This is a genomic window from Aliiglaciecola sp. SL4, assembly GCF_041538045.1.
Taxonomy (GTDB): domain Bacteria; phylum Pseudomonadota; class Gammaproteobacteria; order Enterobacterales; family Alteromonadaceae; genus Aliiglaciecola.
The window spans coordinates 161782-177902 of record NZ_JBGOSE010000005.1 but is presented as its reverse complement, the minus strand read 5'-3'; the positions used below and the strand labels follow the sequence as shown (position 1 = coordinate 177902).

At 39.0% G+C, this 16121-nt stretch carries 10 protein-coding genes; 2 read left to right on the top strand and 8 right to left on the bottom strand.

Going from position 1 to position 16121, the window contains the following annotated elements; genetic code table 11:
- Positions 1-476: 476 nt before the first annotated feature.
- The 7 genes from AB6T38_RS09410 to AB6T38_RS09380 all read right to left on the bottom strand — a co-directional run bounded on the left by AB6T38_RS09410 (position 477) and on the right by AB6T38_RS09380 (position 10287).
- Positions 477-1496, bottom strand: coding sequence for an aldo/keto reductase (locus AB6T38_RS09410; RefSeq protein ID WP_372547076.1), 1020 nt, complete (start codon positions 1494-1496; stop codon positions 477-479).
- 117 nt (positions 1497-1613) lie between these two features.
- The gene (locus AB6T38_RS09405) at positions 1614-3119 is read right to left on the bottom strand and encodes an aldehyde dehydrogenase (protein WP_372547075.1); all 1506 of its coding nucleotides are present in this window, start codon (positions 3117-3119) and stop codon (positions 1614-1616) included.
- A gap of 191 nt (positions 3120-3310) precedes the next feature.
- Positions 3311-4660 carry a lyase family protein gene (locus AB6T38_RS09400; RefSeq protein ID WP_372547074.1) on the bottom strand — a complete coding sequence of 450 codons (1350 nt, stop codon included), beginning with the start codon at positions 4658-4660 and terminating at the stop codon, positions 3311-3313.
- Between the two features lie 69 nt (positions 4661-4729).
- Positions 4730-6361, bottom strand: a complete 1632-nt coding sequence (locus tag AB6T38_RS09395; protein ID WP_372547073.1) for a BCCT family transporter — start codon at positions 6359-6361, stop codon at positions 4730-4732.
- A 60-nt stretch (positions 6362-6421) separates the two neighbouring features.
- On the bottom strand, positions 6422-7546 hold the full coding sequence (locus AB6T38_RS09390) for a mandelate racemase/muconate lactonizing enzyme family protein (RefSeq protein WP_372547072.1): 1125 nt from the start codon (positions 7544-7546) through the stop codon (positions 6422-6424).
- A gap of 85 nt (positions 7547-7631) precedes the next feature.
- Positions 7632-8786, bottom strand: coding sequence for an iron-containing alcohol dehydrogenase (locus AB6T38_RS09385; RefSeq protein WP_372547071.1), 1155 nt, complete (start codon positions 8784-8786; stop codon positions 7632-7634).
- Between the two features lie 4 nt (positions 8787-8790).
- Positions 8791-10287 carry an aldehyde dehydrogenase gene (locus tag AB6T38_RS09380; RefSeq protein ID WP_372547070.1) on the bottom strand — a complete coding sequence of 499 codons (1497 nt, stop codon included), beginning with the start codon at positions 10285-10287 and terminating at the stop codon, positions 8791-8793.
- A gap of 224 nt (positions 10288-10511) precedes the next feature.
- Between AB6T38_RS09380 and AB6T38_RS09375 the strand changes: the two genes are divergently transcribed.
- Positions 10512-11423: a LysR substrate-binding domain-containing protein gene (locus AB6T38_RS09375; RefSeq protein ID WP_372547069.1), complete on the top strand. Its 912-nt coding sequence runs from the start codon at positions 10512-10514 to the stop codon at positions 11421-11423.
- A gap of 93 nt (positions 11424-11516) precedes the next feature.
- Here AB6T38_RS09375 and AB6T38_RS09370 read toward each other — a convergent pair whose 3' ends face one another.
- On the bottom strand, positions 11517-14033 hold the full coding sequence (locus AB6T38_RS09370; protein WP_372547068.1) for a TonB-dependent receptor: 2517 nt from the start codon (positions 14031-14033) through the stop codon (positions 11517-11519).
- Positions 14034-14336: 303 nt separating this feature from the next.
- Between AB6T38_RS09370 and AB6T38_RS09365 the strand changes: the two genes are divergently transcribed.
- Positions 14337-14696, top strand: a complete 360-nt coding sequence (locus AB6T38_RS09365) for a hypothetical protein (RefSeq protein WP_372547067.1) — start codon at positions 14337-14339, stop codon at positions 14694-14696.
- Positions 14697-16121 lie beyond the last annotated feature (1425 nt).

The following is a 16121-nucleotide window of genomic DNA, read 5'->3' as shown; positions in this document are numbered from 1 at the left end:
AGTCAAAGGAAATTATCGTTCTACCTCCAATGCTGAAAAGACCGCATTGAGGGAAATTCTAATTCGATACTTGGAAGAAGAAGTTCCAAAAAAAACCTTCATCTGATTACAAGAGCCGAATAAACTTATTCAACCAAACTCTTGGCCACATAAAGATAATTAACCTCACACCGGTTTTAATCAGGAAGTTGAGAGATATAAGGCTTGAATATGTTTCGAACGATACAGTAAGAAAAGATATTTCACTTCTAGGAGGAATTATCAAGCATGCAATTACGGAGTGGGACCATCACTTACCATTTGGTAATCCTGTTGTTTCTGTAAAGCTACCAGCGAAAGGTAAAACCAAAGCTGGATAGAAAAGTTAAAACAACGAGATAGTACAAAAATAAACATTTCCTTTGCAAAGAGCACTGTCAAAGGTATTACAGTGCTACTAAACAAAAAACATTATGTAAGAAAACACTCAAAAATTCTTATTTGTATTCTCCTGAAATTTCTGGTCGTGCCATACGCGAAATTCTTTTACCTGCAGTGTAATCGTTAATTAAATCACAGGGGGTATAATTACGTTCAAGTTCATAAATTTCAGCAGGTGTTAATTGAGTTTCAAGTGCCGCTACAGCGCTGTCAAACTGAGAGGTATCGTCTGCTCCTACTAACATTGAGGTTATCTCTGATTTTTGCAATACCCAAGCTTGCGCTATTTGTGCTGGAGAGCATCCCCTATTATCTGCTACTTTAGCAACTGAATGAGCAATGTCTTTAGAAGCTTGATCGTTATACATTTCTTGGGTAAAAAAGTCAGTTTGATTACGAGTTGACTGTAAATCACTGGTTAAGATACCTCGTGCTAGAGGGCTAAATACAGATACTCCGATACCTTGATCTTGACAAAAAGGTAACATTTCACGCTCTTCTTCGCGGTAAGCACAATTGAGTTGTAGTTGCATATTAATAGGTCGAACAAAGTTATATTTTTCACAAACTTGAAGTATTTTAGCAAGTTGCCATGTGTTCATAGTTGAAACACCAATATACCGTGCTCTACCTGAACGAACGATGTCATTTAGCGCCCCCATTGTTTCTTCAACCGAGGTTTGTGTATCAAAAAAATGCAGCATGTAAATATCGACATAATCCATTTTCATGCGCTTGAGTGAAGCATCAATACTATTGAAAAGGTGCTTACGAGAATGCCCTTGTGCATTAATATCATCACTCATGGCGTAACCCACTTTAGTTGTGATGACTAAATTGTCACGATGAGCAACTCGGCGTAAAACGTTACAAACCACCTCTTCGTTGGCCCCTGTTGAATAAAAGTCAGCTAAATCAATGAAATTTACACCTATATCTAGTGCATGACTAATAATAGGCTCGCTTTCAGCTTCGTTGAAAATCCAAGGCTTCCAATCTTTTGAGCCCATGTTCATTGTGCCAAGACACAAACGAGAAACTTTAAGCCCCGACGTACCTAATTTTCTGTATTCCATAATATTTCCTCATGCCTACTTAATGCGGCAACCCTACTACTTTACTTAATAGGGTTATCGTAATTTGATTCACTATTTAGTAGCGCTTATATCGTTACTGTTGTGTTTAAAAAGTTATTATTGATCGCCAAAACAAACCCAAACACACTTTGTTTTGGTGTAAGAAGACAACGAATGAATCGCCATTTCTTTACCTGAACCACTTTGTTTAAACCCACCAAATGGGCTACTTAAGCCATAACAGCCATAACGATTAATAAAAAACATACCTGCGTCTATTTGCTCAGCAACACGATGAGCTCGGCTAATGTCACTTGTATAAATACCTGCGGCCAAGCCATAAATAGTGTCGTTTGCCATGGAAACAGCTTCTTCTGTTGAGCTAAAACGTGTACAACATAAAATAGGACCAAAAATTTCTTCTTGGGCAATACGTGCATTTTGAGAAACATTTGAAAAAATAGTTGGGCGAATAAAGTAACCATTGGCATTGTCACCTTCAACATCAGCTTTACCACCAGCTACAAGCTCTGCTTCAGTTTTGCCTATTCCGATGTATTCCATAATTTTATTGAACTGCGCTTCATTACATTGTGGGCCTTGAGTGATGCCTTCTTCAAAAGGGTTACCACATTTTATCGCTTCAGCTTTTTCAATCAGTGCGCTTAATACATACTCATAAATACTATCGTGAATTAAAAAACGTGTAGGCTCTGAGCATTTTTCACCTTTGTGAGAAAACATAACGTTAAAGGCTCGATCAATTGCGCCATCAAGGTTAGGAGTATCTTCAAAAAATATGCAAGGAGACTTACCGCCTAATTCTAATGTGGTTGCTTTCAGGTTTGAGTCTCCTGAATTTTTTACTATCTGACGACCTACATTTGTGCTTCCCGTAAAAGATATTTTATGTACGTTATCGCTGAGTGTTAATTGATTAGCCATTTTGCCATCAGTTAACAATAGGTTGATGAGTCCTTTAGGAAGATCTAAATGCTCATCTATAAGCTCTATTAAATAAATTGCCGTTAAAGGTGTAAACTCTGATGGTTTAATAATAACCGTATTGCCCATGGCCAAGGCGGGAGCGATTTTCAAACTGGCTTGATAAAGGGGGAAATTCCAAGGCGCAATTAAACCACAAACACCCACAGGCTCTTTCAACGTATAGTTTAAAAAACCATCTTCAACAGGTGATGTTTCGCCGTAGAATTTATCAGTCCAGCCTGCATAGTAATCAAAAATATCCGCACAAGTAGGAATATCATCAACCATAGACTCACTAAAAAGTTTTCCATTGGCTAAGGTTTCTAATACGGCTAGCTTTTCTGTATTTTCTCGAATTAATGTGGCTATTTCTCTAAGCAAATTAGCTCTTTGAGTTCGGTTAACCGTTGACCATAATTTATTTTCATGGCATTGGTTAGCTGCAATGGCAGCTTGTTCAACTTGCTGCTGATCGGCAGTAGCAAAATAACAAAGAGCTTGCTTATTCGCTGGGTTTTTAACTACCCAATTATCACCACTCGCGCCTTCCAACCACTCGCCATTTATGTACTGATTTTTAGGTTTATCTAACCATGTTGAGGCCCAAGCCAGCGGTATATTTTTCATGAGGTTCATAGGAGCTCCTATCGTTTTTATGGTTTATGAGTGAGACAACTTACTAATTTCTCGCACCGAAAATGAGATAAAAAAGGAGCGTAAACTCCTACTTATAAGCAAGGTGATAATAAGGAGCTTAAGCTCAATTCACAATTGACATTACTGCACATGAAGCATACGTAAAACTCATAGTAATTGATGAAAATGGCTTATTTTGCCAATTTTATCTGTTCACGTATGAGTTTTAAGTCACCAGCAGACGCTTTATAGACTTGCGACGCAAAAGAGTAGCTTGTTAAGTTTTTTAGCTGAATTAGGGTAGGAATAAGGGTGTTAATGTTACTTTTATTTCGTTCTATATTCGGTTCTATATGGGCTAAGCAGTGAGTAATAAAAACACTAATACCATTTTCAAGGCAATTCATTGTATCGAGTAAATTTATAATGACGATAGATTGCCAAGCATTGTAATCTAACTCGCCATGATCTTGGGTCATCTGGATAGCATTACATCGCCCTATAGCTTGAAAACAGGATTGTATAAGAAACTCAGGTATCGTCGGATTCACCTTTCCGGGCATAGCAGAAGATCCTGGTTGTACAGCAGGTAATGCTATTTCGCCAAAACCAGCTTCTGGTCCAGAGTTCATCAGCCTGAAATCTTTTGCTATTTTGATCAACCCTCTTGATAATAATTCAAGCCTTGTGGCAACAGCAATCATGTCATCGTGATTTTGCGAATTATCAAAAAAGTTTTCGCTGTGAGCAAAGCATTCAGTTTTCATCACATCATTAAGCATATTCATGCATTGTGCTAAAAACAGAGCAGAACAGTCATTTTTACGGCCAATAATATTTCCCCCAAGATTAACCTTATATAACGCGTTTATATCTGTAGATATGCGTTGGTTATTACGATTAATGAGGGAGACATATCCGCTAAAAAAGTCTTCGAACGTAATTTCAACTGCATCTTGTAAACAAGTACGTGAAATCTTATAAACGTGTTGCCATTTTTGACCTTGTTCAACAAACGTTTTTGATAGCTGAGTTAATACCTCTGAAAAGCCTTTCCACTTATCGATTATAGCCAAATGGCATGCTGTAGATAAGACATCGCTCGTTGAATTATTTAGGTTTACATGATCATTAGGGTGAATAGGCTCATAACAACCTAAGGGTTGATTGAAGCTCATTTTATTTGCCAAATTGGCAATGACTTCATTCACGTTCATGTTGCTAGAGATGCCTCCTCCACCATGAAAAGAATGAACAGGAAACTCATTTTCTGGTATGTCAGTAAGTAAAAAATCTATGGCATCAACAATAGCTTGACCTAATTCAAAATCTATCTCAGCAGTCGCCATATTGGTTTTAGTTGCTGCCTTTTTTACTTGTAGTAAGCCGATAATTAATTCTGGATAAGCTGATAACGGCTTCTCTCCACATAAAGGATACAAATTGATTGCACGTTGAGTTTGCACACCAAACAATGACTGAGCAGGAACAGCCAATGGTCCTATCGAGTCTTGTTCAATTCTAGTTTCTAGCGGTTGCATATACTACCTACAGGTCATATATTGAAGAGTGTGTAAAATATAGGCATTGCTTATCTCAACCTAATATAACTAATTATTTATTTTCACTGGCTCAAAAGTTTTACCTTTATACGCATGATAAATAAGCTTAAATAAAACAATATTCGTACCTATGATAATAAACATGGCTGGTAACCCTCCAAGATTAGACATCATTTTTATGCCATCAATACTAGCAAAACTCACCATAACCCAAGCAATAACGCCAATAGAAATACCCCAAACAAACTTGAGTAACATTTTAGATTTGGCTGATTGGTTTTCAATATTACGGTTATTTTCTTTTGAATTTAACTCAGTTTCACTTGGCTCAGCCGCACATAAATTACTCATTGCGTCTGTATTAGAATCTGCAGCTGTCACATATGAGATAAAAGTAATCGCAATGAAAATGGCGGTTGTCATTGCAGCTAAAGGTAAGTTATCAAATAAAGTAAAAATAACAGCCTCAACACCTTTTTCTTGCATAACCTGATGCAAGCTACCTTGCGTTATATTGTCCAAATGCATAGCCGTTCCAGCAAAAGTAGCCATCCAAACAATTGCAGCAGTAGCGGGTAAAACTGCGTTAACGATAATAAACTGACGTACTGTGTAACCTTTTGCGATACGCCCTAAAAATAAAGCGGTAATAGGTGCCCAAGCATACCAATTAGCCCAATAGAATACGGTCCAAAGCTTTGGCCAATTGTCTTCCGGTCCGGTGTAAGTATTGAAACTGCGTGCAAAAAAGTGACTGAAATAATCAATGATACCGTCCAAACCAATCGATAAAATATATTGTGTCGGCCCAAACATAAATACAAAAGCGCAACAAAGAATAAACACCTGAGCATTAATGTTTGATAACCGAGCAATCCCTTTTTGCAAACCACTCACAGCTGAGGCAATAAAGGTAATCACAATAGCAATCGCGATTATCGCCATCACAGTTTTATCATTAGGTAATCCAAAAACTGACTCTACCCCGCCACTTAGCACTAAAACCCCTGTCCCTAAAGACGAAGCCATACCTGCAACCAATGCAAATAAAGCGATGGCATCTATAACTTGGCCTTTACTACCTTGTACCCAGCGACCAAAAATAGGGCTTAATGCGGTACCAATCGAGAAAGGCAGTTGAAAATTATAGTAAGCTAGGGCAAAAACTAGCGCAGGCAAACAATATATGGCATAAGGGGTGATTGACCAATGCATAAACATTGTTGCCATAGTAAATTGTATCGCTTCAGTGCTTTGCGGAACGATACCTAATGATTCTGGCGGTTGATAAAGGTGAAACATTGGCTCTGCTGTCCCCCAAAACAAAATCCCTGTAGCAACAGTTGTACATAATGTAATTGAAAACCATTGCCATTTTGTTAGTAAAGGTTTTGCTGCTGCACCACCTAACCGTATTTTACCTAAAGGTGAAAAATACGCCGCTATCAGTGAAATTAATAAGCAGAAACTGGATAAGCTAAATAGCCACGAAAATGTAGACAGTATCCAGTCATTCATTTGCGAAGCTATGCGCATATACTCTTCTAAATTGACAAAGCTAAAAATGACAGCAACCAACAGTAATAAAAATGGAGGCCAAAACACCCCATACTTAACATTGAAAGCAAAGCGCTTTTCTCTATTTTCCTTGAACATTGGTGCGGTTTGATTTGTCGTCATCACTTCCCACTTTTAGTCTATTATTTGTCATCCAAGCTTTGTAAGTTAGAACGACTGATCTTATTGATAGGTTGCTTGTTGGCTTTTAGTAACCTCGAGTGTTTCTTCATCTAGTTCAATACCTAAGCCTGGCGCATCTGATAAATGAATCCAACCATCAGCGTCAACATCAACAGGTTTTTTTAGCATAAAATCACGACGTTCAATGCTCCATTCTGGTGGGTCGAGTGGAAATTCAATAAAGGGTGCGCCCACACTGCCTGCTGTTAAATGACAATTAGCAATTAAACCAATACCATTACCCCAGGTATGTGGTGTAAATATTACGCCGCGTTCTTTTGCATAAAGACCTAATTGTCGTAAACCTTCCATTCCTATACTACACACCACATCAGGTTGAATAATATCTAAACATTCTCGCTCTATTAGTGTATGAAATTCATAACTTTCACGGGTCATTTCTCCGCCAGCTAATTTTAACTTAACTCGTTCATGCAATGCAGACATGCCCTTGTAATCGCCTCTAAACAGAGGTTCTTCCATCCAGTAAACATCGTATTTTTCTAATTCTTGAGAGACTTCATAGGCTTTTTCAAGTTGCCATGGTTTTTGAATATCCCAAGGCATACGCCAACCTTGATTACAATCCACCATCAAGGTCAACTTGTCGCCAACGGCTTTTCTAACTGCTGAGAGTATTTCAAAATCATCGTTTAAGCTTGTTCTACCAAAACGTATTTTTAATGCGGGATAACCTTTTTCAACAAGCTTTAGTGCCATGCCAGCCATTTCTTCAGGAGTACGATGCACGCCACTTGAAGCGTAGGCTAATATTTTGTTGTCGTGCCCGCCCATCATTTTCCATGTAGGCTGCTGTTTTATTTTGCCTGCAAGATCCCATAAAGCCACATCAAGAGGCCAAGGACGTCCAGCGTGAAAACTTACATTATCTAAAACAGCATTATGTCTAACTAAGTCGAGTGGGTTTTCACCAATAAACAAATGAACATAATCGTCAAAACCATACATTACATCACCCGATCCTACGCCCATATTACCTTCGTCGTCATATACACGCACTATGGTGGCTGGGAATTTACGCCGTGGCTGAGTATCCCAAGACGCAGGAAATGGTGGCTCTAAATCTAATTGATGGTGACTAATTTCTATGTTAGTAATTTTCATATTTATAACTCTTTCACAGAGCTCTCTTTGGTAATTATTGACTTATGATTTATCGGGTTCTATATGTAAAATAGAAGGATCATATTTACGAAGAATATAAGGTGTTAAACACTTTTTTCGTTTCTTGCGCTAACGCCAACCAATCATTCTCATCGGGTATTCGGCTATTGTTATTCGCCATCGGAATATTTTCGGTACTTTGCATACAAAGGCTTAGCTTTTGTGTGTCTATCTCAATATTTTGGTAACGCTCTAGGCATCGAGTAAAACTGACATCAGTGAGTAGGTTTTGTAGCACATTCGGTAACGCATCGGTTGTACAATTTAAACTATCTGCTACATCTTGGTATGAATTACTTTGAGTGGCTAAACTCCAAGGTAAACTTGCCATTAAACCAACGGTAACCGCGATACCATGTGGAAGGTGATACAAGGTTCCCAATGCATGACCTATATTATGCGCTATACCTGTGCCGCAGTTATCAATTGCGACACCTGCCAAATAAGCAGCTTGTTGCATGTTGAGTCTGGCGGTTAAGTTAAGAGGAGCATCAACACAATCTTTTAAGTTTTTATTAACCAGTTTTATAGCCTGCAATGCATTCGCTGAGCTGATCACATTATTAGATTGGCTGGTAGCTGCCTCAATAGCATGAACTAAAGCATCTAACCCTGTCGCTGCCGTAATTATAACGGGTAATGATTTACTCGCTTGAGGGTCGAGCATAACGAGTTCTGGAGATAGATCATCACCCCAAGCCCAAGATTTATTTTTATTCTCGTCAGACAAAACGCATGTTCGTGTAACTTCAGCACCGGTGCCAGAAGTGGTTGGGATCATTATTTTAGGTACACTTCCTTGCCACGAGTTTGCACACAATAAATAGTGTTTAATAGGTTTATCTGAAACGGCTAGTCCTGCAATTAATTTCGCAATATCAAGTGCAGTTCCGCCTCCTATTCCAACGACCATAGGAGAATTCATTAATCTTATTTTATTGGCACCTTCATCAACAGTATTTACATGAGGCTCACCGGCAGGTGCTAAAAATACTTCTACAGGTATATTTTCTTGGATCATTAAACGAATGTTGTCCACTAAACCTGTTGACGCAAGGCCTTCATCTGAAACAAGTAATACACTTTTAACTGGCCATTGTGCTATTTGTGCTGGTAGTAGTGATAACACACCATCACCCAAGATTACAGGAGGTACTTTTGCTACGTTTATTGTTGTCATAAGTTTAACTCAAGTCGATCCAAGTGGTTTTAAGTTCAGTATACTTATCAAAAGCATGTAGTGATTTATCACGCCCCATACCTGATTGCTTATAACCACCAAATGGTGCGTTAATAGACGTTAAGTCAAAGCAGTTAACCCATACTGTACCCGCGCGTAATTTCTTGGCTGCTTGGTGACCTTCACTGAGGTTGTCAGTCCATACGGCTGCCGCTAATCCATATTGGCTATCATTGGCAATTGCAATTGCATCATCTAATCCATCACAATCAATAACCACCAAAACGGGACCAAAAATTTCTTCTTGGGCAACAACCATATTATTTGTCACATTGTCTAAAATGGTTGGCGGTACATAAAAACCTCCACTTGCTTGGCGGGCGACATGACCACCAATTAACAGGTTTGCGCCTTCACTCACGCCTTTATTCACATATCCTAAGACCATTTCCATATGTTGCTGGCTAATCAAAGGCCCCATAGCAGTAATGGGATCTAGAGGGTCACCAGGCTGCAACTTAAGCGACCATTCGATGACTTTCTTCAGTAATTCAGCTTTAATTTCTCTGTCGACAATTAGTCGAGAGCCAGCATTGCAAGTTTCGCCTTGGTTATACCAAATTCCATAGGCAACATACATGGCAGCTTGGTCTAAATCTTTACAGTTTTTAGTGACAATATGAGGGCTTTTACCACCACATTCTAAACCTACAAGTTTCATATTTGATTCAGCTGAATATTTTAAAAATAATTTGCCGACTTCTGTTGATCCTGTAAATGCGACTGCATCAATATCATTGTGTAAGCCTATTGCTCTTCCCGCAGTGTGTCCCAATCCAGTAACAACATTTAGTACACCTGCGGGTAACCCTGCTTCAAAAGCTAACTCAGCAATTTTTAACATCCCCATAGTAGATTGCTCTGCTGGTTTGATTACAACAGAGTTACCTGCTGCAATGGCGGGACCTAATTTCCACGACGCGATAATAAGTGGGTAATTCCATGGAACAACCACTCCAACCACACCGATAGCTTCTCGGCTTATAGTCACGAGAGCATTTTCACCGTTAGGGGCGACTTGGTCATAAATTTTATCAATAGCCTCTGCATACCATGCAATAGAATCAACACAGGCAGGTACATCTACTCGCATAGTTTCAGCAATAGGTTTGCCAGTATCTAATGTTTCTAATAACGCTATTTCTTGTAAATTATCTTTAATTAACGCAGACCATTTCAACATGATGGCTTTGCGTTGCACTGGTGTTTGACTCGACCAAATACCACTTTCAAAGCTAGCTCTTGCTGCTTCAACTGCAACATTGACGTCATCAATATTACAACTTGCAATATCAACAAGTTTTTTACCAGTAGCAGGATTAATACGCGTAAATGTTTCTCCATTTATAGATGGACAATGTTGACCGTTAATAAATGCTTGATTTGGAAGTTTTACTTCGGACGCCCGTTGCTGCCACTGTGTGAAATCTAAAGAACTCATGATATTAAAAACTATCCGGTTGAAAGTTGTCATATTGTTAGATTAGTGGATTGAATTAACGCCGACAAATGATTTAAAATCACATTAAGTGTGAGAAAAAGTCATAATAGAAAAACAATTTCTTAATTAAATGTTAAATATTAGCTATAAACCTGTAAAAATTTGCACTACGCATTCAAAAAAGGCATGGTGTAGATATGTTCCAAAAATGTTAAATATTTTCTATGAAGCGTAAATTACCCCCTCTTAATTCTTTAAAAGCATTTGAAGCGGCAGGTCAAACAGGAAGCTTTACACAAGCAGGTATACTGTTAAATGTCACTCAAAGTGCAGTGAGTAGACAAGTAAAATTATTAGAAGATTTGTTAGGAAAACAATTATTAGAGCGTAAGCATCAGCAGTTAATATTAACCGAAGCAGGTCGACAATTATTACCTGTTTTATGTCAGTCATTCGATCAAATTGATTTTGTTTTACGTGGAATTAAAGAACAACAAACGTTAAATAAACTAATAATTAATGCTCCTCCAACCTTTGCTCATCGATGGCTTATTCCACGCTTGAGTAAATTAAAGCAACAATATCCCGAACTAGATTTAACCATTACTACACAAAGTTGCGATACTTTATCGACCAGCGACGAACAGCATTGTGCTATTCGCTTTGGCGATGGCCAATGGGATGATGTTGAGTCTGACATGCTATTACAAGAATGCCATATCCCCGTTTGTTCTCCCACATTACTCGTATCACAACCGAACTTAAAAAACAGTTTAGACAACACCACCATTTTATACGTATTAAAAGATAAAAAACGTTTTCAAACTTGGAAGCATTGGTTAATGGCAGCCAACATAGATAGCGTAGCCAATACTCAAAGCATTGAGTTTGATACGCTAAACCTTGCGGTGAGATCCGCGATGTTTAATTTAGGGGTAACAATGGCAGATAAAAACATGATCACTCATGAATTATCTGAAGGCTACCTTGTACAGTTAATGGAAACTGAATTGATGGGCACACAATCTTATTGGTTGGTCAATCGTATTGGTCATGCCGAGCATGCCAACATCTCTATTTTCAGGCAATGGTTAAAACAAGAAATAGCGCGTTCTCAGCCGAAGTTATTCATGTAGTTAAGCGGCAAACAAAAAAGACCCTAAATAATTAGGGTCTAATTCGTTTAACTATTATATGTAGTATTTATTCACTACATTACTATCAACTAATTAAAACTCAAACTTTACTGATACCCCCATATTACGTGGTCTGGCGCGAGAAAATACCGCTGGGCTTCGTTTATCAACGTCTACACCTGTAATAATTCTTTCATCAGTTAAGTTACGTATAAACAAGCTAAGCTCCCAGTTGTCTTGGCTAATGCCTGTAAATAAGTTAATTACCGTACTGCTGGGTATTTCAATACGTGAAACTTGACCTAGAGTTGCAGCCTCAAGACCTGAACCCAAACTTGAATATTGTTCACTGGTATAAGAAGTATCACCACGAATAAATCCCGAGTAATCATTAAATACATTATCAATGTAATAATCAAACCCTACGCTAATATTCCATTCAGGTGCCATTGGCGTTGGATCTCCAGCTGAACCTAATGACTCAGCACCGGCTTTAACAGATGAAATTTCGGCATTATTCCAACCAACATTCAATGAAACACTAAGATCATCAGTTAAACTTGAGTCTGCATTTAGCTCAAGGCCTTTACTTTCAATATCAAAAAAGTTTCCTTCTAAAATCCAACCACAGCCAAGAAATACTTGTGAGCGCGCGTCACTCCAATCAATTTGATAAGCAGCAACATTGACACGTGTACTACCGTTATTGAATGTAGACTTAAAACCTACTTCATAATTGATCAATGTGTCACTATCTATTGTTGTTGGAATATCGTCTACAGTTTGATTGGCACCTAAAGCACCTATACCGCGAAGATCACCTTCACATCCCGGGCTAATGAACTGTTGAACACTCCCTAAACGAAATCCTTCAGATATACTACCGTACATAGTGATGTCATCTGTTGCTTTATAAACTAATTCAACTTTCGGGCTAAACCCAGATTCATCGATAGTGTCAACGAGTCGATCGCCACCAACAGCAAATTCAATATAACCTGCAAATAAAATATCAGCATCTTGTGTGTAATCGTAATAACGCCCACCTAAGATTAGTTCTAAATCTCCAAAATCGAATGAGGCTTCACCGAAAATTGAAATTTGTTTAGTGTCAAACGTATAACGTCCTTCAAACCAATTATCTGCCAATGTTTGACCATAAATAAAGGGATCATCTGAACCAAAAAATCCAGGGCCTGCAATTTCACTTACCCAAGCATCTAACCCAGGCAGTATAATGTTTTGCTCAAACGCTCTACTATCGTCTTCATAGTAGACGCCTGCAATAAAATTAAAATTACCGTCAAAATCAGACGATAAACGAAGTTCTTGTGATAGACGTTCTTGCTTTGTATCATTATTAAATGGTGATGCTGCTACTGGTACGGCTGAATTAGGGTCAGTAGGATCACTACCTAAATTAATTAGCGATTCACCAATACCAAACCAACTTTCATTACCAACATTAATCCAATCACGTGAGCGATATGTGTCATCTAATGTGTTCTCAAACTCACGATCAAAATATGATGTAATACCTGTTAAGTTTAGATTTTCGAATTCTTGTTCAAACTGAAATGTGGCCAGCATGTATTTATCATCAAACGTTTCAGCAACAATTTTAGATACTTGTAATTCTTCTTTAACATTAAATTGCTCGATACTCTCGCCTGGCAACAAAATACTGCGATTATTCAAGCCTCGGTCTACTGACTGCAAACCTATACCAGCATTTGGGTCATCAATTTGCTGTTCATCAGGTCTACCGTTAGAATGGGTTTCTTGAAATGACAGCGAACTACGTATTATTAAGCTATCGTTGACTTCCCATAAAGCTTTTAATCTCACACCCTGAATACTATCGTCGTTAAAATCTTCATCAATGCCTGCTGCGGGATAAACATTGTCGATATAACCACCTTTATAAGCGCTATATCCACTTGCTCTCACAGCAAAGTTGTCGGTAATGGGCAAATTTAATGTTAAATCACCATTTGTACTTAAACTACCGCCTTTCGTGGCGTAAGTTGAAAAGCGTCCCTTAACAATAGTTTCATCTAATTCGGGCTCATTAAAAATAACACGAATTGCTCCAGTCATTGAGCTGGCACCAAATAAAGTGCCTTGCGGGCCTCGCAAAACTTCAACACGGGAAACATCTATTAAGCTACCATCAGGATTAAATCCCGATGTTGTTACATTCGTTTCATCAAAATAAATACTTGCTGTGGCTGGAACATTAGGGTTTGCATGATTTAAGCGAGTTGATGCTGCACCACGCATAGTAATTTGTGTTTGACCACTCCCCGAATTATTAGCACTTAGTCCAGGAACAGAGCGCATATAATCATCAAAGCCTAATGCTGCGTTAGAGGCTAATTTTTCGCCAGTAACAGCTTGAATGCTGCCCCCAATATCTTGAATTGATTCGTTACCACGCTTACGCGAAGTAACCATTATCACTTCAACGTCTCTTTCTTTATTTGCGCCTTCACTGCTTGTTTCTGTTTGAGCGCTAACAAATGGACTCATGAGCAACCCCAGTGCTGAAGCTACTGCAAATGATGTTTTGCTTATTTTATTTATATATCGACTTTTTTTATGCATCATATTCTCTCTTTTTATGTTGCAACATTTTTTACAACTCTATAACAATTAGATGTGCAAAAACTGTACTTTCAATTCGTAAAATCCACAAATGACAAAAACTCGCCTTTAGTATGAGAAATAAGAATGCCACTCGTTAGTTCAGCAACAATCCATAATTATTGCGACCTAATAGGGTCGATTAAGTCTGGCGGGCAAGCTATATGGCTTAAATATCTGGATTTCTCACGAGTTGGGACACATCGCAAGCAGTTGGAAGCAGAATTATTGACGTTTTCCTTAATGATGGAACTCTTCTGATTGACGATGGTGTCTGTAACGGATGCCTATCACTCGCTTTCTATTGAAGGTTATCGCGTCACGCCTGAGTTGATTACCCGCGTTCGCACTGGAAACTGGAATCCAGCACAAAACGCCGATGATAAAGAGCGGCTAAATGCTTTGGCCGCCCGAGGTTATTGGCAGGCTTATCAAGCCGTGCGCAAGAGCATAGATCGAATACTCGATGGGCATAATGCAGGAGAAGTCGTCGATAACGATCATCGCGTATGCTATCGCGAAATGTTTGCGCCGGGAGTGGCGGCTATCCTTGGACGATTGTGCCACTGGAACAGCGTAATGATTACATGGCTGCACTTGAAGAGGCGAGCACAAACCAAAACATAGAGCCTTTCACGAAATTCTTGGGGGCACTTGTTCAAGCTTCACTGGATGGTACAGCAGAGCCTTCAATTCCGAATGATTAATGAATAATCAAGATATACTGCGTATGATCTTAGTAGATGCGTAGCTTAAATGTGAGAAGCCTGAAGGTCTGAAATACATACTCAGCAGTCATTAGTTTCCATAAAATTAAGTGATTAAAATGGCACTTAGCCGATAGGCGGAAGTGAGCATGAGTTTTTAATTAAACTCTGTATACAAAAATGTAAAATTGAGTTCAGACTATTTCCAATTTAAGTACAAGATCTGTTTTCGCAGGGGTCTATATTGGTTAATTTTAACCAATGTTTTTTGGCCAATCCGTGACGTGACCGTGACCAAAGGTGTTAATCGTCGTAAATCGGCTTGTGACCATCAAACTCTCAATCCCTTTATACATGCGGTGTAGACGCTTTTCACCGGGGTAGACCAATTAAGCCCTTTTCGACGGGGTTCTCTCCGGAGGCAGAGGTCGTGAGTTCGAATCTCGCCGGGTGCGCCATTTATGTGAAAACTCTTTAATACCCCGTAGTAAAAATTTTTAATTGTTCAAAACGACCTTGCATTAGCACTCTGCAGATTTGAACTCATTGTTCGACTAATTTGTCTGGAACAAATTAGGTCAGCTGTAGCTGGTCGCGAAGCGACGAAGCACAGGGATGTGCGGAGCAATCTCGCCGGGTGCGCCATATACGTGCTAATTTATCGAAGCGAATTACCGAACGCAGTGAGCACATATTCCTGAGATGACATTAGCGCAAGGTGAGCTTCGCTGTCTGACGACTTAAAAGTCACCATATTATTATTTAGTTCTTTCCAACCCCCTATTAGCACCCTGCAGATTTGAACTCATTGTTCGACTAATTTGTCTGGAACAAATTAGGACAGCTTTAGCTGGTCGCGAAGCGACGAAGCACAAGGATGTGCGGAGCAATCTCGCCGGGGGCGCCATTTATGTGCTAATTTATCGAAGCGAATTACCGAACGCAGTGAGCACATATTCCTGAGATGACATTAGCGCAAAGTGAGCATGGCTATCTGACGACTTAAAGTCACCATATTACTAATTAGTTCTTTTCAAACCACTATTAGCACTTTGCAGATTTGAACTCTTTGTTCGACTAATTTGTCTGGAACAAATTAGGACAGCTTTAGCTGGTCGCGAAGCGACGAAGCCAGGGATGTGCTGAGCAATCTCGCTGGGTGCGCCATTTGTTACAATTTTGACCGTTGCTCCCCGCGACAAAAAATAAAAAAACACTAGTTGGTAGCCTGCATTATTCCCGACTAGATCTGACATTACTTGTTGAACAGACTCGCTTAATCCTATCTCATCCCCCTTCAATTACTAGCTTATTTAGCCAATTTTGTAACATCATAAGTATTGGT